Below are 21,890 nucleotides of genomic sequence, written 5' to 3' on the forward strand. Positions count from 1 at the left end.
CACAAAAGAAATAAAAGCAAACACACGAGCGGGTATGTTGGTTGAAAAGAAATTAAAAGCCAAGGTCTCACGGCGGCAATTTCTCAAAGGCCTGGTAGCCGTCACTGCCACCGCTGCAGCTACGGGTAGTTCTAGCACCGCCAAGGCTTTTTTGTGGGAAGAGTACTTTCAAAAACATTATAAAAATCTAAGCCCTGAAGACAAACAAAAAGTCTTTGCCCGCATTGAAAATGAAACCAAAAAGAAATACGGCGTTGATGTCAAAGTTTCGGACCCTCCCCCTTTAAAAGGGGTCAAGTTTGCCTATGGTTTAAACCTCACCAAATGCAACGGCAATAGGCTTTGCGTGGCGGCTTGTCAAAAAGAAAATAACCTCGATCGTTCTTTTGGTTATATCAAGGTGTTAGAAATCGACAAAGGAACGATGAACCTTGAAAAGGGTAATCGTTATTATGAAGGGACGGTTCCCAAAGAGGGCAAATTTTATCTGCCTATTCAATGTAATCAATGTGAACAACCCCCTTGCACTCGCGCCTGCCCCATCGAGGCCACATGGAAAGAACCCGATGGGATTGTCGTGGTTGACTACGACTGGTGCATTGGTTGCCGCTATTGCCAAGCCGCTTGCCCTTATGAAGCCAGGCATTTTAATTTTCACACCCCAGAGATCCCTGCTGAAGAAATCAATCCCAACCAGTCTTACTTAAGCAATCGCATCCGTAAGCGTGGAGTGATTGAAAAATGCACCTTCTGCCTACATCGCACCCGCAATGGCAAATTCCCAGCCTGTTTAGAGGCCTGCCCAACAGGGGCTCGAAAATTCGGCAATATCTTAGACCCCAACAGCGATATTTATTACATCATGAAACACAAAAATGTTTTTGTTTTAAAAGAAGACCTTAACACCATACCGCAATTTTTTTATTACTTTGATTAGGAATATTAAAGATGACGACTTATTTGGAATATTGGCTGCGCATGACCCAGTGCGCTTTGAAGGGTAGCCGCGCTTACTATGTTTGGCTGTTCATCTTGCTTGTCTTTATCAGCCTAGGCGGGGTTAGTTATTATCACCACCTCACCGAAGGATTAGAGGTCACCAATATGACCGATCAGGTGAGTTGGGGCCTAGGCATTGCAAATTTTGTGTATTTCGTTGGGGTGGCAGCCTCGGCCGTACTCTTAGTTTACCCCGCCTATATTAAGAAACATAAAGAAATTAAAGAAGTCGTGATTATCGGAGAACAGTTGGCCTTCACTGCTATTGTGATGTGTCTTTTATTTATCTTTACCGATATTGGCCGGCCCGAACGCTTGTGGCATTTGATGCCCTTCTTGGGGGGCAAACTAAATTTGCCAAGCTCTTTGCTCGCTTGGGACGTGGTTGTTTTTAATGTTTATCTTATTTTAAACATGCACATCCCCGGTTATCTTTTATACACGCTTTATCGGGGAGAAAAACCCAAATGGTATCTTTATTCCCCTTTTGTTATGATTTCGATCTTCTTTGCGATTAGCATCCATACGGTCACGGCCTTTTTGCTTTCGGGATTGGGGACACGCTATTTTTGGAACACCGCCATCATGGCACCGCGTTTTTTGGTCAGCGCCTTTGCAGTAGGCCCGGCTATACTCTTCATCATTCTACACGTGGTAAAACGTTACAGTTTGCTCGACGTCAAAGCCCCTGTGTTTGAATATTTTAAAAATGTCATGCGGGTCACGCTGCCGGTTAACTTATTTTTATTGGGCTGCGAACTTTTTAAAGAACTATATCCCGACACCCTCCATGCCTCCTCGGCTCATTACCTCTTCTTTGGGCTGGATGGGCACAACATGCTAACCAAATTCATTTGGCCAGCCATTGCGATGAACATTACCGCAATGATTATCGTGGTAACGCCTAAGCTACGGGCCCACCCGATTTGGTTTTTAGCGGCTTGTATTTTAAGCATTGTGGGTATTTGGGTAGAAAAAGGGATGGGGCTTATTTTCCCAGGATTTATTCCCACCCCCTTGGGTGAAATTGTTGAATATGCCCCCAATTTAGGGGAAATTTTTGTGTCTTTGGGCATTACCGCGCTAGGGGCTTTGATTTTTACCGTTATTACCAAGGTATCCATCACCATTCTAACTGGTGGCTTACGCATGCCATCGGAAGATGACCCCTTCGAACCCCGCATTATCCGCCACGATTAAGGTTTCCGAATAAGTGTATAATTAAAAAAGGTTGGATATTTTGCCACCACGCCCACCTCTCCGGAAAGAATCTCCCAGGGGCTAAAGCTATCATAGGCTTTGACCAAATCCTTTTTGACCACAAAATTGACCATGGTCTCAACGGGGTATTTCTTCTGACAGTCGCCTAACGACCCATCCCCTCGAACATAAGCCACCTTATCAATCAGGATCCCCAACACATAATTCTCTCGTAAGGCCAGAGGGGTCTTTTTCATTTCGCTCTCGGCCAACCTGGGCGGGGCATAAAGGGTATTTTCCATGATAGTGCCTGAGATTTTACACACCAAGGTTGGATCGGGGGCACCCGCCAAAGCCGGATTGAACGAAAATATACCTAACCAAGCAAAAAGTAGGGAGATCATCTGTTTTCATTAGTTGGAGAGCTTCGAAAAGTCAAAACCTAATCGTTGCTTCATTGATTCAAAAAAGTCACATTTGTAACTTATTGAAATTAAAAGATTAAATTAAACAACCGGCTTCGCCCCTTCCAAAGATAGACCCGCGGCATTGACACGTCGCGTTATAAACACCATAATGGGCCTTGGAATAGAAGGAGTATGTATGAAGACTAAGAAAAGAACTCGGGGGCCTGTACAAAAGGTCAAGGCCCCGATAAAAAGAAAAAAGAAGGTCAGCAAAAAGAAACTGGGGTATTTTGATGTGGTAGCTAAGTTAGAATGGCTGCCCGCCTGGTATCAAAGCCAGCTAAGGCCGGCTGCCTAATTTAGCTTTCACCCAACGTACTTTTCGACAAATACCCCGGATAATCTTAATTTCCTTTTGGGATAATGCCGCCCGTTGAAAGATTTCGCGCAAGGGCCGCATCATCAAAAGGGGATTTTTGCCTTTAAAGAAATCAATCGATTGTAGGGTTTGTTGTAAGTCCGCGAACATCTCTTCTAATTGACCACTCGAAATTTTAGGCAAGAGGCCGGGTTTGTAGTTTTGGGGTTTGACTTCAGCGGTAAATAGCTCGTAGGCCACCAACAGCACGGCAGCTGCTAAATTGAGCGAGGGGAAATTTTTGTGGGAAGGGATTTCCATCACATAGTGACAGACATCTAAATCTTCGTTTGAAAGCCCAGATTCTTCATGACCAAAAACCAAGGCTGCTCGGGCTTTATTTGGCAACGCTCGCACCAATGCAACCATGTGTTTTGGATCTATCCAGTTACGTTTTAGCTTTCTGCGGCGCCGGCTTGTGCCAATGACGAGTTGAAAATCTTTGATCGCAGCGGGCAACGAATTAAAATAAACGGCTTTTTGCAAAATATCTTTGGCCCCTACGGCCATGTTTTTTGCATCTTGATGCGCCGGATCGGCCGTGGGATTAACCAGCAATAATTTTGCAAGCCCCATATTCTTCATGGCCCTAGCCACTGACCCTAAATTCCCGGAATACATGGGTTGAACGAGAATGACCGCCACTTGTGGGTTAGTTTTTAAGCCGCTCATTTATTCTTCAGCAAAATTGCCTACCAAAACTTGGCGACCTTTGGCCCCATCGGATGGACCTACCACCCCTTGTTGTTCCATGCGTTCAATCAGGCGGGCGGCACGGTTGTAGCCAATACGTAAGCGCCGTTGGATCATTGAAATAGAGGCCAGGCGGCTTTCGGACACGATGGCCACGGCACGGTCGTACATTTCATTTTCTTCTTCATCCATGGCGTCCATCTCTGAAACTTTTTCAGGGATGTTTAAAATTTCTTCGTGGTATTCGGGTTTGCCTTGTTCTTTGAGCATTTTCACCACGCGCGTGATTTCGTGTTCGCTCACAAAGGCCCCATGAATGCGGGTGAGGCGGGCCAATCCCGGTGGCAGCAGCAACATGTCTCCCATGCCCAACAACTGTTCGGAACCAATGGTGTCTAAAATAGTGCGAGCATCGTGCCTGCTAGTAACTTTAAACGAAATGCGCGCGGGGAAATTGGCCTTGATAACCCCGGTGATAACATCGACCGAAGGGCGCTGCGTGGCGATAATCAAATGAATGCCAGCCGCCCGGGCCATTTGCGCCAACCGCGTCACGGCCTCTTCGACTTCACGACCGGCTACCATCATGAGATCGGCAAATTCATCCACCAAAATAACAATCAAGGGAAGTTTTTCACTGTGCACCAAAGGTTTCATATCGGAAGTGGGATCAAAGTTGGGGATTTCTTTACCGGCTAGACCTGCTTCTTCGAACTTTTTATTGTAAGAGGCAATGTCGCGCACATTGACATCGGCCAATAAACGATAGCGGCGTTCCATCTCAATAATCGCCCAACGCAAGGCTAGGGCCGCTTTTTTGGGTTCGGTGACCACGGGCAATAATAAATGGGGGATCCCTTCATAAAGCGATAACTCAAGGCGTTTGGGATCAATGAAAATAAAACGCACCTCAGAGGGTTTGGCTTTAAATAAAATACTCAAAATAACTGAATTCATGCACACCGATTTGCCAGCCCCGGTGGCACCGGCAATAAGTAGGTGAGGCATTTTTTGTAAATCCGCCACATAGGGAACCCCTTCAATATCTTTACCCAAGGCCAAAGCGATTTTTGAATCCATGCGCTTAAATTTGGTTTCGCTAATAATGTCTTTTAAATACACCACTTCACGCACATGGTTGGGAATTTCAATTCCCACCGCTGGTTTGTTGGGAAGCGGCGCCACGATGCGCACCAATCGCCCGCCCATAGCAAGCGATAGATCGTCTTCTAAATTGACAATGCGATTCACTTTAACGCCACTCGCGGGTTCGTATTCATACATCGTTACCACTGGGCCAGGGTGAATCTCGGTGACTTTGCCCTCAACACCAAAATCGAGTAACTTTTTTTCGAGCAAACGACTGTTGGCCCTTAAGGCCCCTTCATCCACCGCAACATTGGTTTGATCTTCGGAATGTAATAATGAAATGGGTGGAAGATTATAAGTGCCAGACAGTTTATTGAAACTAAGCTGATCTTCTTTGGAAGGTTTGATATTTTTATTTTCTCGTCGATAAATAAGCGGTTCACGATCGTCGCCTGATTTTTCAGATGTCTCTAAATTGGGATTGGTTTTTTTAAGATTAATTTTGGGAGGGGATGATTTTGCTAATTTGCGACTTTTTTCGCGCCTCGCAGCACGGATTTCTAACCACTGTTGCACTTTAATTTGCAGGTCGGTAATAACATCTCTTAACTTAGTAAGCACTAACCACACAAACTTAGCGATCTCTTTGGCTAATTCCACCAGTGAAATTTTGGTGGCCCACAGCAAGGCCATGAGGCCAATGCTGATCACCACAACATAAGCGCCGGTTTTGCTTAAATAGGTTTTTAATAATTCCCCTATATAATGCCCCACGATCCCACCGGCTAACTGCGACTGCCCGGCCAACCACAAGGTTTGGTATTTTAACTGCACCAACACGGCACTCATGATGAGAAAAACAAACAACAAAAAGAATTCGGAAATTTTAAAAGCTGTTTTGCGGCGCATTAAGATGAGATAGCCGGTAATAAAAAAGATACCGGCCACAAAATAACTCGCAATCCCAAAACACATGATGAGAAAATCGGCCGTGTAAGCCCCCACCATGCCGATGAGGTTATGAATTTCAGGCCCACTCGAAGCGGAATTAAAAGAAGGATCTGCGGGAGAATAGGAATATAAACAAAGGGTAACGAGTACCCCAACCGTGAGGCTTAAGATCCCCACGAAATCATTAAAAAAGGAACGATGGAACTCCTTTTTTTTTTCTTGTGCAGTCATTAGTTTGCTTGCTTACGCAAAAATGTCGGAATGTCATATTCATCTTGTTCTAAATCTACCATCCCAATCTCTGCAACGAGCTTTTTGATTTCCGACATCTTGGTTGATTCATTCCCATGATCGAGCAAATCAATTTGAGTAAAACGATCGTTAGGCGCTTCGGCCCTTGTGGTGTGGGGAACATGCTCAACCGGTGGAGGCGTAGGAATGCGCACCGGTGGGGCTTGTCTCTGCACCGGGGATTGATAAACCGGCGGAGCCGAATGAGTTGGATTGACCACCGGCACTTTATATTTTGGCAAGGTGGTCAAAGGTACGCCCGCTTCTCGCTTGGGATTTTTGTTAAAACCCGTTGCAATCACGGTAACGCGAATGCGATCTTTCATTTTTTCGTCGATCACGGCACCAAAGATGATGTTGGCATCTTCGTGGGCCTCTTGTTGCACCAATTTGCTAGCCTCGTTGACTTCAAATAACGTGATGTCGCTGGAACCGGTAATATTAATGATGATCCCGGTGGCACCATTGATCGATACATTCTCTAACAAGGGGGAACTGATCGCCTTTTGAGCCGCCTCAATCGCCCGATTGTCACCCGTGCCATCGCCACTGCCCATGAGGGCCATGCCCATTTCACCCATGATGGTACGCACATCGGCAAAATCTAAATTAATAAGCCCGGGGATGGTGATCAGGTCACTAATCCCGCGCACGGCTTGCAACAAAACTTCATCGGCCATTTTGAAGGTGTCGATCATCGGGGTTTCTTTGCCAGCCACGGTTAATAATTTTTCGTTGGGGATGGTAATTAAAGTATCGACATTGGCCTTGAGGTTATCAACCCCCTCGTCGGCATAGCGAGACCGCTTTTTGCCTTCAAAGGCAAAGGGTTTGGTAACAACCCCCACGGTTAAGGCACCTATTTCTTTGGCAATGCGTGCAATCACGGGGGCAGCGCCGGTGCCCGTGCCACCACCCATACCGGCAGTAATAAAAACCAAATCAGAATCGCGCAACACTTCGGCGATCGAATTTTCGTCTTCTAAGGCGGCCCCTTTGCCAATTTCGGGGTTGGCGCCCGCTCCCAATCCCTTGGTGAGTTGATGACCAATTTGAATTTTAATCGGGGCCTGCGAAAACTTAAGCGCCTGCATGTCGGTATTGACGGCAATGAACTCAACACCTTCGAGGCTAGAACGGATCATGGTGTTGACCGCATTACCACCGCCGCCGCCAACTCCAACCACCTTAATCCTCGCATTTTGGGCTAAGTTTTCGACAAATTCAAACATAGAATCCTCCGAATTTTTATCTTTTTTAGAAGATTTCACCGAACCACTCTTTCATTCTACCCTTAACTTTAGAATAGATATTATTGTCACGAATCTTAAAACGCTGTTCGCTGGCACGCTTGATCCCCTCTAACACCAAGCCCACGCCCGTGGCATACATGGGGCTACGCACTACATCGACCAATCCACCGATCCCACGTGGAATCCCACGCCGCACCGGGACATTAAACACTTGTTCGGCCAATTCGGGCATACCATCGAGCAAGGTTGCCCCTCCGGTTAATACGACGCCCGAGGCAATTCGGTCTTCAAAACCTGACTGAATAATTTGTTGCCGCACCAAACTAAAAATTTCTTCTACCCGGGGTTCAATGATTTCGCTCAAAATTTGCCGAGACAAGACCCGCGGTTTTCTCCCTCCCACCGATGGCACCTCGATGGTTTCATCTTTTTGCACCATCGAAGAGAGGCAACACCCATATTTTTGCTTAATGCGCTCAGCCTCCCCGGCTGGAGTGCGCAAACCCACCGCCACATCATTGGTAATATGATTGCCACCCAAGGTTAACACCCCGGTGTGTACCACAGCACCCTCCGAATAAATGACAATATCGGTGGTGCCACCACCCATATCAACCAAAGCCACCCCTAATTCTTTTTCGTCAGTGGTGAGAACGGCCTCGCCTGAGGCCAAGGGTTGTAAGATGATATCGTTGACATTTAAACCACAGCGATTGGCACATTTCACAATATTTTGGGCGCTGGTGACGGCTGCGGTGACAATATGCACCTTGGCCTCTAAGCGCACCCCCGACATGCCAATGGGCTCTCGAATGCCATCTTGTTCATCAATAATATATTCTTGCGGTAAGACATGAATGACTTCGCGATCTAAAGGGATGGCCACGGCCTTGGCAGCATCGATCACACGAATGACATCTTGATCCCGCACTTCTTTTTCTTTAACCGCCACGATCCCATGACTATTGAGCCCTTTGATGTGCCCCCCCGCAATGCCAGCATAAACCGAAGTAATATCACAACCCGCCATCAGCTCAGCTTCGCTCACCGCATGTTTAATGGATTCAACCGTTGATTCAATGTTAATCACCACCCCTTTGCGCAACCCCTTACTTGGGTGAGAACCGATGCCAATGATATCAATCCCATCTTCGGTCATTTCTCCCACAATCGCACAAACTTTAGTTGTGCCAATATCCAAGCCTACTATTAAATCGTCCCGCTTTGGCATAGACACCCTTTTTTAGAGTTTAACTAAAATCTTTCCTAAATAGTTCAGATCTACCGAACTAATGCTACCATCTGAATGGTTAATTTGATCCAATGCAAGAAATAATTTTTGGAATTTATCATCAAAGTGGTCACTGCCTATCTTAATACTATATTTTTTCTTTTCTGGGTAGAGGGTAAATCCATTATTTTTATCAAAATTCAATTCTGAAATGGGCAAAGCGTTATCTAAACCTTTTTTTTGGTAACTTTCTCTCAAATTAAGCGCGAGCTGAATTGCTTGTGCGTCAACGGTACTCATACCCGTGAGATAAGGGAAATCTCGCGAGTCTTGAGTTTGGGTAATCTCTTTAAAAACGGCCCCACCTTGATCAACATAAAAATAAGCATCGTTGGAACGTAAGATAAAAATGGGCCGATATTCCTCGACATAAATCACCAAGTGCGTGGGCAGTTTTCGATTAACAAAAACGGATTTGATGTCGCCCAATTGCAGGACTTTGCTTTTCAGTTCGTCTAAATTGATTTGAAATAAATTGACGCCAAGCGTTAAGCCTGCAACTTGCTTAACTTTTTCAGGGTCTAATTTGTAAAAAGTCCCTTGGATTTTTACTTCACTCAAGGCAAAAAACTGGGAGCGCTTGGCAAAATAAGCAGCCCCAACCCATAGCGAACTCAAACTCAAAATGAGCAAAATAAATTTATAAACAAACCGATACCTTTGTTTGCGGCGAATTCTTTTGCGATTTCTTTTTTTAAAGAAAATTTTTTTCAATTTTAAGTGCTCTTTATAGTATTTTAACTTTTTGATAGTATGTTTTCTGTCATCCTCGCGAAAGCGGGGATCCAGTTCTGTAAGTAGGGTTAAGCACTGGATCCCCGCCTTCGCGGGGATGACAGACTATTTAAAAGTTAAAACACTATAGTTGTAATGCTTTTAGTTTTTTAGTTTTGCGGTCTCTAAAATAGCTTCTACTAAACTTTCAAAACTCATCCCCATCGCCAGGGCTGCCTTGGGCACCAACGAAGTTGCTGTCATACCCGGCAAGGTGTTGATCTCTAAAAAATAGGGGGTCGCTTCGTGGATAATAAAATCAGCTCGGGCCACCCCTTCACAGCCTAGTTTGTAATAAGATTTAAGACTGTAGGCTTGGAGTTGTGCAGCCATGGTAGCAGAAATTCGTGCAGGGATGAGATATTCGGTTTTGCCTTGGGTATATTTGGCTTCAAAATCATAAAAGCCACTTTGGGGGACAACCTCGATAATAGGAAGGGGCTTACCGTTCAGAATGGCCACCGTAACCTCAACCCCCTTAATAAAAGATTCGACCAAAAGGCGATGGTCATACTTTAAACCCCGATGCAGGGCATCGCTCAGGTTTGCCCTCTCTTGGACAATTTCAATCCCCAAGGTAGAACCCTCTCGGGAGGGCTTCACAATCACGGGAAATTTTAAATCAAAGGCTTTGACAAACTCTTCGACGGTATTGTTTTGGGCATCTAAAAACCGATGCGCTGGGAGAGGAACCCCTTCGTTAAGCAAGACCTCTTTGGTTAAATACTTGTCCATGGCAAGGCTGCTGGCCAAAACACCAGACCCCGTGTAGGGAATGCCCATCATTTCTAAAAGCCCTTGCATAACCCCATCTTCACCCCACCTGCCGTGCAGCGCCAAAAAAGCAACTTCAATCCCAGCTGTTTTAAGCTGAACCGCAGCCTCACGCCCCACATCAATTTTGACAACATCATAGCCCAATTTCACCAAGGCCTGATAAACCGCCTCCCCACTCCGCAAAGAAATCTCCCGCTCCGAAGACAAGCCCCCCAACAAAACCCCGATTTTTTTATTTTTGAAATGTGCCATCTGATAGTTTAATCCTATTTGATCAAAAGTCTTTTCGAAGGAGGGGGAGGCAATTTGAGAACCTTTCAGCGCAGGAGGTCGGCTCCAACGCATGCGCCTCAGGACAGGCTCCGGAGAGCATCTGTCATTGCGAGCCCAACGGGCGTGGCAATCTCACCGGTTAAACCGAGGAGATTGCTTCGTCGCAGACTCCCCGCAATGACAGAGGGCCTCATAGGCCTCCCTCCTGCACTTAAGTTTCTCAAATTGCCTCTCCCTCCTTCGAAAAGACGTGGCGAAGAATTGCACACGACAGAATAAAATGGAAGATTCTTAAGCATCATGGGTCCCCGCCTTCGCGGGGATGACATGGGTTAATTATCCTTCGCCGACGATTTTCACTTCCAATTCTAATTTAATATCAAAAATCTCCCGCACCTTGTCTTTGATGAGCGCAATCAGCGCCAACACATCACTCGCCGTAGCAGCCCCCTCATTGACAATAAAGTTGCCATGCTTAGGGCTAATGCGAGCCCCTCCCACCCGCACATCTTTTAAACCCGCCTCTTCGATCAGGCGGGCGGCATGCTGTTTAGGGGGGTTTTTAAAGACGCTCCCACAATTGGCTACATCTAGGGGTTGGGTTTCATGACGATATTTTCGGTAATCCCCCAATCGTTGGGTAATCTCAGAGATTTCTCCCTTTACTAATCGCAATCTGGCTTCCAGGATCAACGCATGCGGCGGGGTTTTTAAATGCCGATATTCAAATTTAAGTTGATTTGCTCCTTGCGTAAAACATTTCCCTTCCTCGGAAAGAAAAGTGATGGCCTCAACAATATTTTTTATTTCACCCTTGGTCGTGCCTGCATTCATTTTGAGGCTACCCCCCATATTTCCGGGAATTCCATAAAGATATTCCAAACCCTTAAGCCCTTTATTTTTTGCAAACTCCACCACCTTGGGCAGTGGAAACCCGGCACCCACTTTAACCCACATCGCTTCGCTGGTTTCTTCGACTAACTCAAAATAATTGAGGGCCCTCGTGAGCTTAAACACCACGCCACGAATGCCGCCATCGCGCACCAAAAGATTACTGCCCAAACCCACTACCATCCAGGGTACTTGATAAGTTCTAGCCAAACCTAAACCCGTTTTAAGATCGCTTAAATCTTCGGGTATAATCAACAAATCCGCCCTGCCGCCAATTTTAATCGAGGTATGGTTTTTCATGGGTTCACCCACTCGAACCTCGCCCCGAAGCTGTGACATGAAGGCTTCTTTCCAACCAACCAGCGGGCCTTGGACACGATCCAAAGCTTTGAGAGCCGATAATATTTCCATAAGGTTTAAACTCTTTTCTCCAGTGCCAATTTTTTCTTAAGGCCCAAGGCTATCTTGTGGCCAAGCTTAGTAATATCGCCCGCCCCTAAAGTTAGCAAGATATCTCCCGGCCCACATTTTGCCAATATCTCCACGAGGGCATCTTCTAATTGTTCGTAATAATAGGCCTCTAAATTATTTTTGGATTTAATTTCACGGTAGAGATTTTCTGAACTAATCCCAGCAATCGGTGCCTCACCCGCCGCATAGATTTTCCCCAAATAAAGTTGATCTGTCCCCGTAAACGCTTGAGTGAATTCTTGGAATAAATCGCGGGTTCGGGTGTAGCGATGCGGTTGAAAGAGGGTCACAATTCTTTGTTTAGGAAAGGATTCGCGTAGGGCACACAAAGTTGCCTTGATTTCTTGCGGATGATGCCCGTAATCGTCGATGACTTTTAGATCAGGTGAATCTAATAAAATTTGCATGCGCCGTTGAATACCCTTAAACTGACTCAAACCCCGCCCAATTTTTTTAAAGGGGATGTCCATTTCAATGGCAATGGCAATCGCCGCCAGGGCATTGGCCACATTATGTCGCCCCATGAGGTTAAGGGTCACACTGCCCAGCGAATTACCTTTGAAATGCACCTCAAAGGTTTGGCCATAACCCACCGACTGAATACGTTTAGCCGTAAAATCAGCCGGGCTATCGATGGCATAGGTAATCACTTTGCGGGTGATCTTGGGTAAAATCGCCTTCACCACCGGATGATCCACGCAGGCCACCACATAACCATAAAAAGGCACCTGGTTGGCAAAATCAATGAAGGTGTTTTTTAAATCTTCGAAATCACGATAATGATCCATATGTTCAGGGTCGATGTTGGTAATCACCGCAATGGTGGGCGATAATTTCATAAACGAGCCATCTGACTCATCGGCCTCGGCCACCAAATACTCGCCCTTTCCCAGCCTGGCATTGCTACGAATTTTATTAAGAATGCCCCCCGACACCAACGTGGGGTCAAAGCCACCTTCTTGTAATAAAGTGCCCACCAACGAAGTGGTGGTGGTTTTGCCATGACTCCCCGCAATGGCAATGCCATATTTTAATCGCATGAGTTCGGCCAACATCTCGGCTCGGGGAATCACGGGAACGCCTAAGCGTTTGGCGGCAATCACTTCCGGATTGTCGGGTTTTACCGCCGAAGAAAAAACCACCACATGGGCCGATTGCACTTGGCTTGCCTTATGCCCATAAAAAATCTTGGCCCCGATTTTTTTTAAATGGCTCGTGACCTTCGATTTTTTTTGGTCGGAACCTGAGACACGGTAGCCTAAGTTGATCAACACCTCCGCTATGCCACTCATGCCAATGCCGCCAATGCCTACAAAATGAATATTTTGAAATCGCTTAAACATGAAACCTCTTTCTTACACCGGCGAAAGCATATTCAGGCTTTCTTCTAGCACGTCACTAGCCGCCATGGGGCGCGCCAACGTTTTGGCAATTTGGCTTCTCTTCGCCAACTCTTCAGGGTGATTCATAAAAAACTTAATGCGTTCAGCAATGCGTTCCCCGGTTAAATCCCAATCATAGATGATCTCGGCACAACCCGCATCTACCAAATCCATGGCATTATAAAATTGATGATCATCGGCCGCAAAGGGATAGGGTACCAAGATGGCGGGTTTTCCCAACATCGTCAACTCTGTAATGGTGCCAGCCCCCGATCGACAAATGACCAGGTCTGCCCGGGCATAAAAATCCTTCACGTTGGCAATAAATTCAAAGACTTCAGCTTCGATGTTATCGCGGGCATACACCTCTTTTACTCGCTCAAAATCAGCCTTCCCAGTTTGATGCAAAATGCAAAGCTGATCTTTAATGTCATGCAGATAAAGCAAAGACCCAAGCATAGCCAAATTGAGGCGATTGGCCCCTTGCGATCCCCCCAAAACAAAAATGGTAAACCGCTCAGAGGTTTGCCTTGCCGCCTCATCGTTCAAAAACCCCAGGCGCACCGGATTACCGGTTACAAAAACCTTATGTGGTTTAAAAAAACTCGCCGCCCTTTTGGAGGCCAAAAAAACTTTGTGCACAAATTTTCCTAAGATGCGATTGGCAAAACCAGGGTAGGCGTTCTGCTCAATAATAGCGGTCTTAATGCCCAACCACCGGGCCGTTAAGGTAAGCGGCCCACTGGCATAACCTCCAATGCCCAACACAATGGTGGGTTTAAATTGTCGGATGATTTGGCGAGACTGCCGAAAGGCTTTGGGCAATTGAGCCAAACTTTTTAAGCGACGCTTGAGACTTGACCCCTTCAAGGGTGCAACTTCAATGCACTGCAGTTCATAGCCTTCTTGCGGCACAATGGTTTTTTCGAGCCCATACTCCGTCCCCACAAATAAAATCTCTGCATCCGGATATTTACGCTTCAACTCCTGCGCCACCGCAATCCCCGAATAAAGGTGCCCCCCCGTCCCCCCGCCAGCAAATATAATGCGAATCGGATTTTTCATAATATAATAATAGACAGCTTCGGTATTGTGCCATAGACCGTGGCATTTTTACCGAGTTAATTCTTTGATTTTTTCTTTCGGCTCCTTTTCATAGATAACTCCGTCTCAATTTGTTCAATTGTCGGCAGACTGCTTTTCAATTGTTTTGGCAAAGCACGAGTCAACTCGTATTGCGAAACCCCGATAGGTTTTTTGATGCTTCGCAGGGTATACTCAGCCAAAACCTTCTCGCGATCCTGGCAGAGAATTAACCCAATAGTTGGGTTGTCCGCCTCATGCTTCAAATAATCATCGATGACATTACAGTAAAAATTCATCTTACCTGCGTAATCCGGTTTGAAGGGGCCTTTTTTCAAATCGATGACCACAAAACATCGAAGCCTCAGATGATAGAAAAGCAAGTCAAGATAGAAATCATGCTCGCTGACATCGATATGGTATTGCCTACCAACAAAGGCAAAACCTTGCCCGAGTTCGACCAGAAATTTTTCAAGGTGCCGAACCAGGTTTGTTTCCAGTTCTCGTTCACGAAACGGTTCTTCTAGGGTCATGAAATCAAAAATGTAAGGATCTTTGAGGGTTTGTTGGATCAGATCGGATTGAGACATAGGCAAGCGTTTGCTGAAATTTGAGATAACCTTGCCTTCCCGCTTGTGCGTTTCACTTTTGATCATGAGGGATAATACATCACGACCCCAACCTTGCTCGATGGTTTTTTGCATGTACCAAAAGCGGATCGAGAGGTCTTTGATCTTCTCTAAAAGTAAAAAATGATGGCCCCAAGGCACACTTGCAATCAAGTCCCAGTGATCCCGATTCAATTTTGCCACGGCCCGTGGCAATTTTTGAACAGGGGATAATTTTGCCACAGCGTGTGGCAAAATTAGATGAAGCTCAGGATAGGCCCGATAAAAAGCGATCATTCGGTTAAGATTGCGCTCGGAAAAACCTTTGACCTGCGGGAGTTCATTGTGAATGTCTTTCGAGAGTTTCGGGATAACGGCAGTTCCCCAACCCCTCACCAATTGCTGGTTATGAAGCATAGCACCGATATCCCAATATGTGTGGATTATCGCAGCATTCGCTGACAACACAGCACGAGTCTGCCCCTGACGAATCCTAGCCTTAATCTTGTCCAGTAGTTCGCTGTAATGAATGAGCTGATTTTTCATGAGCGTTGATTAGCTTGGCTGCTGATATTTAGCAAGATTCCTACCAAAACCATCATCACGATAAGCGAGGTGCCACCGTGACTGATGAAGGGTAAAGGCAATCCCTTCGTAGGCAGGATACCCAGGGTGACCCCAAAATTGAATAGGGCTTGGATTATAATGAGGGAGGTAATCCCCAACGCAATATAAGTACCGAAAAGATCGGGCGCTTTAAAAGCAATTTTGAAGCCTCGAATCATGAGAAAGAAAAATAACCCAATGACAAATAACACCCCAATAAGGCCTAGCTCTTCTCCAATGACTGAAAAAATAAAATCGGTATGAGCCGCTGGCAAATAAAAAAGTTTTTGTTTGCCCTCGCCTAAACCTTGACCCCATAAACCCCCGGAGTTAAAGGCAACATAAGATTGAATGATCTGAAAACCCGCGTCGGACTTATGTTCCCAAGGGTCTAAAAAAGCCAAGATGCGTTTACGCCGATATTCCACTGAAAAAATCATAAAATATAAAAGCGGCACCGCGGCAAGCAAGGCATAACCCAAATAACGAAAGCGCGTTCCACCCACAAAGAGCATCACCATCACCACGAGGGTTATAGTAAGGGCGGTACCCAAATCTTTTTGTAATAAAATAATACCGGCAAACAACATTGAAATGACAATGGCTGGCAAAAACCCAATCAGAAAATCTTCCATTTTTTCTTTTTTCTTGGCTAGCGTGTAAGCCAAAAATAAGACCACCCCTATTTTAGTTAGCTCGGAGGGTTGAAAGGTAAACCCGGCTAACTTCACCCAACGCTGCGCGCCCCCGGCCGAATGCCCCAGGCCCGGAACGAAAATCAGAAAAAGTGCCAATAGAATAAAAAATAAAATGGGATAAATAAATTTCCAATAAAGATGATAGTCGATGCTCATGAAAACAACCATCAAACCCAGGCCCAAAACGGCAAACAAAACTTCTTTTTTGAGATAATGATAACTGTCATTGAATTTTTCGAGGGAAAGAATGGCGCTCGAAGAATAAACGATGAGCACGCCAATCCCCAAAAGCAACAAGACTGCTGTCATGAGATAATAATCGATGACTCGTTTTTCCATGAAAGCCTCAAGCATTCTACAAACGATCTACGCAACGCCTAAAATCATTACCCCGTTCGTGATAATCTCGATACATATCAAAGCTAGAACAAGCCGGAGACAACAAAACATAGCCGCAGCCTTTAGCCAATTGGTTGGCTTTTTGAACGGCTTCTTCCATGCTTTTGACCCTTTCAATTTGGCAATAACCCTCCAATGCACGGGCAATCAAAGGGGCCGCTTCACCTAGCACCACTACCCCGCGACATTTATTTTTTACCAAGGCCTTAAGCGGTGAATAATCGCCACCCTTATCCCTGCCACCTGCTATTAATACCACATCTTGCTCAAAACTGGCGAGCGACATCACGACCGCACCTACATTCGTGCCCTTGGAATCATCATAAAACTCAACCCCTCCTACCTTCCGAACAAATTCCAAACGATGCGGCAGCCCACGAAAACTTTCTAAGGCGGTTTGAATGCAAGCTGGTTCTATTCCCGCCAGGCTGGTCGCCGCCACGGCTGCCAACATATTTTCTAAATTGTGCACACCTTTAAGTTGAACTTTTGATAAATCCCAAGCAGCTTGCTTCCCGCGATAAGAAAAAGTGAGTTTGCCTTTGTCTTCGTAGGCCCCTTCTACTTTACGAATACTGCTAAAAGGCACCAGCGTTGCCTTGGCACCTTTCACGGCCTTGAGCACCTGCAAATCGTCGGCATTATAAATCAAATAATTTTCGGCGGTTTGATTCGAAAAAACCTTGGCCTTGGCTTGCGTGTAGGCATCGATCCCGGCATGACGATCGTAGTGATCATCGGTGATATTGAGCAAAACTGAAATTCTGGGTTTAAATTTTTGGGCTAGCTCGAGTTGAAAACTCGAAACTTCAACCACTAACCAATCCACATCTGAAGAATTTTTAACTAAATCGAGAAAAGGTGTGCCTAAATTACCTCCCATCCGTACTTTAAGCTTGGCTTGTTCGAGGATATGCCCAATGAGCATGGTGGTGGTGCTTTTGCCATTGGTACCCGTGATCGCAATAATGGGGGCTTTGGTTAAGGCCGCGCCTAAATCAAGCTCGCCTTGCAACTTCACACCTTGCGCCCGAGCCTGCGCCGCGAAGGGATGATCATGTGAAACCCCGGGGCTGATATAAACCTCATCGATCTCCGATAAAAGCGGAGCCGCGCCTGCTAAATAAAATTTGATCTTCAATTGTTGAGCAGCTTCAGACAATTGACGCACCTCTGGCTTATCATCAATGCCGATCACTTCATTCCCCGAGGCAATAAAATGCTCGGCTAACGAAACACCAACCTTGCCCAAACCCAGAACGGCAATTCTCATATCCAACCCTTTATCGAATCTTTAAAGTTGCCAATGCCATTAAGGCTAATAAAAAACTAATAATCCAAAAACGGGTAATGACTTTAGGCTCGGCCCAACCCTTTAATTCATAATGATGATGCAAGGGGGCCATGCGAAAAACACGTTTCCCCGTCAATTTAAAAGAAATAACCTGCGTAATCACCGAAACGGTTTCCAACACAAAGATTCCCCCTACCAACACTAACAAGATTTCGGCCTTAGCTAATAAAGCCACCGTTCCCAAAGATGCCCCAATGGACAAAGACCCCACATCACCCATAAATAATTCCGCTGGATAAGAATTGAACCAAAGAAACCCCATTACCGCACCTGCAATGGCACCACAAAAGATGGCCAATTCGCCCACCCCTTTAACAAAAGGAACCTGCAAATAGCCCGCCAACTTATAATTACCAATGACATATACAAAAATCCCATAAGTAATAAATGCCACGATATTGGGCATTGCCACCAGGCCGTCGAGCCCATCGGTTAGATTCACGGCATTGCTGGAACCCACAATGACAAACACGGCCATTAGAATATAAAACCCTTTTAAGTCAGGATGAAAATTTTTGAAAAAAGGCACGTTGAGTTCGGTGGAAAAATCTAAAAAGGCCACCATGATAAACCCAACCACAAAGGCAAAGGTGAGTTGCAAAAGCAATTTGGTTTTTCCATCCAGGCCCTGGTTTTCTTTTTTAACCTGCTTTTTGTAATCGTCTAAAAACCCAATGAACCCAAAAAAAATAAATACCGACACCACTAACCAAACATAAGAATTATGAAGATCCCCCCATAATAGGGTAGAGACTAAGCCCGCTATTGAAATCAAAACCCCGCCCATGGTGGGTGTCCCCTTTTTTTCAAAATGAGACTTAGGCCCTTCGCCACGAATGAACTGCCCCACTTCATGGGCAATTAAAAATCGAATGAATTTTTTTCCAAAAATCATGAAAATGAGTAGCCCGGTAAAAAATCCCCCCACCGTACGTACGGAGATATATTTTAATACATTGAAAAGAGGAAATTCTTCCCCCAAGGGGAAGAGAAATTCATAAAACATATAAGTAAATGACCTTTCTAATAGGAGAGATTGCTTTGTCATCATGGATCCCGGATCAAGTCCGGGATGACATGGATCGCAATGACAGCCATCCATCAATTATGACGTAAGCTCAGCAACAATCCTTTCCAAGTGAATCCCTCGTGAGCCTTTGACTAATAAGACTTCTGCCTTGGCTAAAAAATTTTTAAAAGTGGGGTGCTCCAACGTTATATCTTGAGTTAATAATACCTGGTCAGGATTCATCCCGCTCGCAATGGCGGCCTTTGCCAGCCAGTGCGCATGAGAACCCACTGCAACCAAGTAATCGATCTTCAAATCAGCCACCCTCTTGCCAACACGGCGATGGCCTGCCTCGCTATAGTCGCCCAACTCTAGCATGTCTCCCAAAATCGCTAAGGTCTTTTTGTTAGAATCGATATCCCGCAATACTTGCAAGGCTGATTCCATGGAAAGGGGATTGGCATTGTAGCAATCATCAATCAGTAAGGCCCCATTTTTAAGCTGCAAAACTTCTAAACGATGAGCATGGCCTCGATATTGCAACAAGGCGTGCAAGGCCTGTTGAATGGGCACTTTCAGCAATTTGGCCACGGTTAAGGCCACCAATACGTTGTAAACATTATGCGTGCCCAACATGGGCAGACTAACGGCAAACGGCTCTTTGAAAAGAGTCCCTTCAATTTCTAATTGTAACCCTGTTTGTCGCACTTTCGTTGCTTGAACATCGGCCGAATCCTTGGTGCCATAAACAATTTTTCGAGCCAGGGTTGTAAGTTGAACCACAGCAGGATCATCGCCATTCACTAAGGCCACTCCTTCGGTATTTAATCGAGCAAACAATTCCCCTTTTGCTTTGGCCACCCCGCTAAGATCGCTTAGTTTTTCCAAATGCGCCGGCCCAATATTGGTAATCACTCCCATGGTGGGCTCGGTGATTTCGGCTAAGCGATCAATTTCGCCAAAATCATTCATGCCCATTTCAATCACGGCAACTTGATGATTCGCATTTAACCCAAATAAAGTAAGCGGCACTCCAATAAGGTTGTTCAAATTCCCCGTCGTTGCCAAACATTGATATTGAGAAGCTAAAACCAGGGCACAAAAATCTTTGGTGGTCGTCTTGCCACTACTGCCGGTGATGGCCAAAATAGGAATATCAAAGCGCCGCCGCCAAGCCCTGGCTAAATCACCCAAGGCGCTTAGCGTATCAGGCACGATGATAAAATTTTTTTTAGGATGTTGGGCTATTAAATTCGCATGGGCTTGATCGATCACCACACCACTGGCACCTTTAACCAAAGCCTCGGCAATAAATTCATGCCCATCCCTTTTACCCAACAAACAAAAAAACAACTCTTCTCTCTTAAGTAAACGAGTGTCGGTGCTAACGCCCCTGAAGGTAGCTTCAGGATTGCCTTGGCCAACTTTACCCAACATCGCATGATTGGCTTGAACAAGGGTTTGATGAATCATAAGCAAAATTCCTTAGCGACTTCTGCATCATCAAAGTGGGTTTGGGTTGTCCCAATGATTTGATAATCTTCATGCCCCTTGCCAGCAATCAACACAACATCCCCCGATTTAGCCATCGCCAGGGCTTGAGCAATGGCCTGGCGACGGTTAGGTTCCACGAGATAAGACTTGCCTTTTACCAAACCCCCGGCTTCAACCCCAGGGATGATTTGATCGATAATATGCAGCGGATCTTCGGTGCGAGGATTGTCACTCGTAATCACGGCAAAATCAGAAAATTTTGCGACTTCGCGGCCCATCTCGGGGCGCTTCGATGCATCTCGATCGCCACCACAACCAAACACTGTAATGATCTTTTTACAACGCAAGCTGTGCATCGCTGTTAAAACATTTTTTAAGGCATCAGGGGTATGAGCATAGTCGACAAATACATAAACTCCCCGCGGATGCGCAATTCGCTGCAATCGCCCCGGCACCCCTGGAAAAGTTAAAAGAGCTTCGCGAATGGTATTGAAAGGTATGTCTAAATTAATAGCCGCTACAATAGCTGCCACAAGGTTCGATAAATTAAAGGCACCTATCAATTGGCTCGCAATAGGTAGTGGCCCAAACGGGGTCTCGACTTGTGCGGTTAAACCATCAAGAGAAATAGAAAATTGACTCACCCGATACGTCCATTTGGGATTGGGCGTTAAAGAAAAAGTGTCGATAATGCCATTTGTCACACAATCAATGAGCCGCCTACCATAGGGGTCATCAACATTCACAATGCCTTTACGCACCCCTTTGCCTTTTTTGAGTAATAATTCTTTGAATAAACGTTTCTTACTCTCAAAATAAAGTTCCATACTTTTATGGTAATCTAAATGTTCTTGGGTAAGATTGGTAAAAATACACAAATCAAAGGGAATGTCTTCAACCCGATAAAGATCTAAGGCATGCGAACTCACCTCCATCACACCCACTTGCACTCCCTGTTGATGCATGTCGGATAAAATTTTGTGAATAAAAATGGGATCGGGGGTGGTAAGAGGGGAAGGAATGATTTGATCTAAATAGCGGCAATTAATCGTGCCTAACACGCCTGAAAAAATACCGGCTTGTTTTAAAATCCACTCAATCAAATAGGTAACGGTTGTTTTGCCATTGGTGCCGGTAACACCTATTATTTTCATCGCCCAAGCAGGATGACGATAAAAATTAGCCGCTATCCGGCTCAAGGCGCGCCTGGAATCTTTGAGTTGCAAATAGGGCACATAAGGGGGCAGGTCCATATTTTTTTCACCTAGCAAGGCCACGGCCCCATTCTTTAACGCCTCGCCTAAAAAATTATGCCCATCTATTTTGAGCCCGGTGACCGCCACAAATAGCGAACCCGGCCCGACCTCTTTAGAATTACCCACAATTTTACGAATCACTAAGGAAGGAATCGGTGGGTTCCCTACCAACTCCACGCCTTCTAAAAGCTCCGTCAAAGGAATTGCATCTAACATTGGATCA

The 21,890-nt window shown here is 45.6% G+C and carries 19 protein-coding genes; 3 read left to right on the forward strand and 16 right to left on the reverse strand.

Annotated elements, in window-relative coordinates:
• Positions 1 to 34 precede the first annotated feature (34 nt).
• Both HYU97_11815 and nrfD read left to right on the forward strand, forming a co-directional pair.
• A complete protein-coding gene (locus HYU97_11815) occupies positions 35 to 937 on the forward strand; it encodes a 4Fe-4S dicluster domain-containing protein (protein MBI2337435.1) in 903 nt (300 codons plus the stop codon).
• Positions 938 to 948: 11 nt separating this feature from the next.
• Positions 949 to 2,199: a polysulfide reductase NrfD gene (nrfD, locus tag HYU97_11820; GenBank protein ID MBI2337436.1), complete on the forward strand. Its 1,251-nt coding sequence runs from the start codon at positions 949 to 951 to the stop codon at positions 2,197 to 2,199.
• Here the strand turns inward: nrfD and HYU97_11825 are convergent.
• Positions 2,196 to 2,603 carry a hypothetical protein gene (locus HYU97_11825; GenBank protein MBI2337437.1) on the reverse strand — a complete coding sequence of 136 codons (408 nt, stop codon included), beginning with the start codon at positions 2,601 to 2,603 and terminating at the stop codon, positions 2,196 to 2,198. The two genes, nrfD and HYU97_11825, sit on opposite strands and share 4 nt — an antisense overlap.
• A 199-nt stretch (positions 2,604 to 2,802) precedes the next feature.
• Here HYU97_11825 and HYU97_11830 point away from each other — a divergent pair, with 199 nt between their 5' ends.
• A complete protein-coding gene (locus tag HYU97_11830; protein ID MBI2337438.1) occupies positions 2,803 to 2,964 on the forward strand; it encodes a hypothetical protein in 162 nt (53 codons plus the stop codon).
• Here the strand turns inward: HYU97_11830 and HYU97_11835 are convergent.
• From HYU97_11835 to HYU97_11905, 15 genes are all read right to left on the reverse strand, one after another.
• On the reverse strand, positions 2,947 to 3,696 hold the full coding sequence (locus HYU97_11835) for an RNA methyltransferase (GenBank protein MBI2337439.1): 750 nt from the start codon (positions 3,694 to 3,696) through the stop codon (positions 2,947 to 2,949). The two genes, HYU97_11830 and HYU97_11835, sit on opposite strands and share 18 nt — an antisense overlap.
• Positions 3,697 to 5,988, reverse strand: a complete 2,292-nt coding sequence (locus HYU97_11840; protein MBI2337440.1) for a DNA translocase FtsK 4TM domain-containing protein — start codon at positions 5,986 to 5,988, stop codon at positions 3,697 to 3,699.
• Positions 5,988 to 7,280: a cell division protein FtsZ gene (ftsZ, locus tag HYU97_11845; protein ID MBI2337441.1), complete on the reverse strand. Its 1,293-nt coding sequence runs from the start codon at positions 7,278 to 7,280 to the stop codon at positions 5,988 to 5,990. Before ftsZ ends, HYU97_11840 begins: the two co-directional genes overlap by 1 nt.
• Positions 7,281 to 7,305: 25 nt before the next feature.
• Positions 7,306 to 8,532 carry a cell division protein FtsA gene (gene ftsA, locus HYU97_11850; GenBank protein MBI2337442.1) on the reverse strand — a complete coding sequence of 409 codons (1,227 nt, stop codon included), beginning with the start codon at positions 8,530 to 8,532 and terminating at the stop codon, positions 7,306 to 7,308.
• 12 nt (positions 8,533 to 8,544) lie between these two features.
• Positions 8,545 to 9,306 (reverse strand): FtsQ-type POTRA domain-containing protein, encoded by a 762-nt coding sequence (locus HYU97_11855; GenBank protein MBI2337443.1) that lies wholly within the window; start codon positions 9,304 to 9,306, stop codon positions 8,545 to 8,547.
• Positions 9,307 to 9,468: 162 nt separating this feature from the next.
• A complete protein-coding gene (locus HYU97_11860) occupies positions 9,469 to 10,395 on the reverse strand; it encodes a D-alanine--D-alanine ligase (protein ID MBI2337444.1) in 927 nt (308 codons plus the stop codon).
• A gap of 357 nt (positions 10,396 to 10,752) precedes the next feature.
• Positions 10,753 to 11,718 (reverse strand): UDP-N-acetylmuramate dehydrogenase, encoded by a 966-nt coding sequence (gene murB, locus HYU97_11865; protein ID MBI2337445.1) that lies wholly within the window; start codon positions 11,716 to 11,718, stop codon positions 10,753 to 10,755.
• Between the two features lie 5 nt (positions 11,719 to 11,723).
• Positions 11,724 to 13,121 carry a UDP-N-acetylmuramate--L-alanine ligase gene (locus tag HYU97_11870; GenBank protein ID MBI2337446.1) on the reverse strand — a complete coding sequence of 466 codons (1,398 nt, stop codon included), beginning with the start codon at positions 13,119 to 13,121 and terminating at the stop codon, positions 11,724 to 11,726.
• 12 nt (positions 13,122 to 13,133) lie between these two features.
• Entirely contained in the window at positions 13,134 to 14,225 is a 1,092-nt protein-coding gene (murG, locus tag HYU97_11875; protein MBI2337447.1) for an undecaprenyldiphospho-muramoylpentapeptide beta-N-acetylglucosaminyltransferase, read from the reverse strand.
• A gap of 56 nt (positions 14,226 to 14,281) precedes the next feature.
• Positions 14,282 to 15,397 (reverse strand): DUF1016 domain-containing protein, encoded by a 1,116-nt coding sequence (locus HYU97_11880; protein ID MBI2337448.1) that lies wholly within the window; start codon positions 15,395 to 15,397, stop codon positions 14,282 to 14,284.
• Positions 15,394 to 16,494, reverse strand: coding sequence for a putative lipid II flippase FtsW (ftsW, locus tag HYU97_11885; protein ID MBI2337449.1), 1,101 nt, complete (start codon positions 16,492 to 16,494; stop codon positions 15,394 to 15,396). The genes HYU97_11880 and ftsW overlap by 4 nt, the downstream gene beginning before the upstream one ends.
• A 16-nt stretch (positions 16,495 to 16,510) precedes the next feature.
• Positions 16,511 to 17,827 (reverse strand): UDP-N-acetylmuramoyl-L-alanine--D-glutamate ligase, encoded by a 1,317-nt coding sequence (gene murD / locus HYU97_11890; protein MBI2337450.1) that lies wholly within the window; start codon positions 17,825 to 17,827, stop codon positions 16,511 to 16,513.
• A 10-nt stretch (positions 17,828 to 17,837) separates the two neighbouring features.
• A complete protein-coding gene (locus HYU97_11895; protein ID MBI2337451.1) occupies positions 17,838 to 18,914 on the reverse strand; it encodes a phospho-N-acetylmuramoyl-pentapeptide-transferase in 1,077 nt (358 codons plus the stop codon).
• A gap of 99 nt (positions 18,915 to 19,013) precedes the next feature.
• The gene (locus HYU97_11900) at positions 19,014 to 20,390 is read right to left on the reverse strand and encodes a UDP-N-acetylmuramoyl-tripeptide--D-alanyl-D-alanine ligase (protein MBI2337452.1); all 1,377 of its coding nucleotides are present in this window, start codon (positions 20,388 to 20,390) and stop codon (positions 19,014 to 19,016) included.
• On the reverse strand, positions 20,387 to 21,883 hold the full coding sequence (locus HYU97_11905) for a UDP-N-acetylmuramoyl-L-alanyl-D-glutamate--2,6-diaminopimelate ligase (protein ID MBI2337453.1): 1,497 nt from the start codon (positions 21,881 to 21,883) through the stop codon (positions 20,387 to 20,389). The genes HYU97_11900 and HYU97_11905 overlap by 4 nt, the downstream gene beginning before the upstream one ends.
• Positions 21,884 to 21,890 lie beyond the last annotated feature (7 nt).

The sequence above is a fragment of the Deltaproteobacteria bacterium genome (assembly GCA_016183235.1).
Lineage (GTDB): Bacteria > UBA10199 > UBA10199 > DSSB01 > JACPFA01 > JACPFA01.

What these genes read in the sequence shown, in the direction of transcription:
- HYU97_11815 (MBI2337435.1), top strand. Translation starts at nt 35, where the DNA reads ATGTTGGTTGAAAAGAAATTAAAAGCCAAGGTCTCACGGCGGCAATTT.
- nrfD (MBI2337436.1), top strand. Translation starts at nt 949, where the DNA reads ATGACGACTTATTTGGAATATTGGCTGCGCATGACCCAGTGCGCTTTG.
- HYU97_11825 (MBI2337437.1), bottom strand. Translation starts at nt 2,603, where the DNA reads ATGATCTCCCTACTTTTTGCTTGGTTAGGTATATTTTCGTTCAATCCG.
- HYU97_11830 (MBI2337438.1), top strand. Translation starts at nt 2,803, where the DNA reads ATGAAGACTAAGAAAAGAACTCGGGGGCCTGTACAAAAGGTCAAGGCC.
- HYU97_11835 (MBI2337439.1), bottom strand. Translation starts at nt 3,696, where the DNA reads ATGAGCGGCTTAAAAACTAACCCACAAGTGGCGGTCATTCTCGTTCAA.
- HYU97_11840 (MBI2337440.1), bottom strand. Translation starts at nt 5,988, where the DNA reads ATGACTGCACAAGAAAAAAAAAAGGAGTTCCATCGTTCCTTTTTTAAT.
- ftsZ (MBI2337441.1), bottom strand. Translation starts at nt 7,280, where the DNA reads ATGTTTGAATTTGTCGAAAACTTAGCCCAAAATGCGAGGATTAAGGTG.
- ftsA (MBI2337442.1), bottom strand. Translation starts at nt 8,532, where the DNA reads ATGCCAAAGCGGGACGATTTAATAGTAGGCTTGGATATTGGCACAACT.
- HYU97_11860 (MBI2337444.1), bottom strand. Translation starts at nt 10,395, where the DNA reads ATGGCACATTTCAAAAATAAAAAAATCGGGGTTTTGTTGGGGGGCTTG.
- murB (MBI2337445.1), bottom strand. Translation starts at nt 11,718, where the DNA reads ATGGAAATATTATCGGCTCTCAAAGCTTTGGATCGTGTCCAAGGCCCG.
- HYU97_11870 (MBI2337446.1), bottom strand. Translation starts at nt 13,121, where the DNA reads ATGTTTAAGCGATTTCAAAATATTCATTTTGTAGGCATTGGCGGCATT.
- murG (MBI2337447.1), bottom strand. Translation starts at nt 14,225, where the DNA reads ATGAAAAATCCGATTCGCATTATATTTGCTGGCGGGGGGACGGGGGGG.
- HYU97_11880 (MBI2337448.1), bottom strand. Translation starts at nt 15,397, where the DNA reads ATGAAAAATCAGCTCATTCATTACAGCGAACTACTGGACAAGATTAAG.
- ftsW (MBI2337449.1), bottom strand. Translation starts at nt 16,494, where the DNA reads ATGGAAAAACGAGTCATCGATTATTATCTCATGACAGCAGTCTTGTTG.
- murD (MBI2337450.1), bottom strand. Translation starts at nt 17,827, where the DNA reads ATGAGAATTGCCGTTCTGGGTTTGGGCAAGGTTGGTGTTTCGTTAGCC.
- HYU97_11895 (MBI2337451.1), bottom strand. Translation starts at nt 18,914, where the DNA reads ATGTTTTATGAATTTCTCTTCCCCTTGGGGGAAGAATTTCCTCTTTTC.
- HYU97_11900 (MBI2337452.1), bottom strand. Translation starts at nt 20,390, where the DNA reads ATGATTCATCAAACCCTTGTTCAAGCCAATCATGCGATGTTGGGTAAA.
- HYU97_11905 (MBI2337453.1), bottom strand. Translation starts at nt 21,883, where the DNA reads ATGTTAGATGCAATTCCTTTGACGGAGCTTTTAGAAGGCGTGGAGTTG.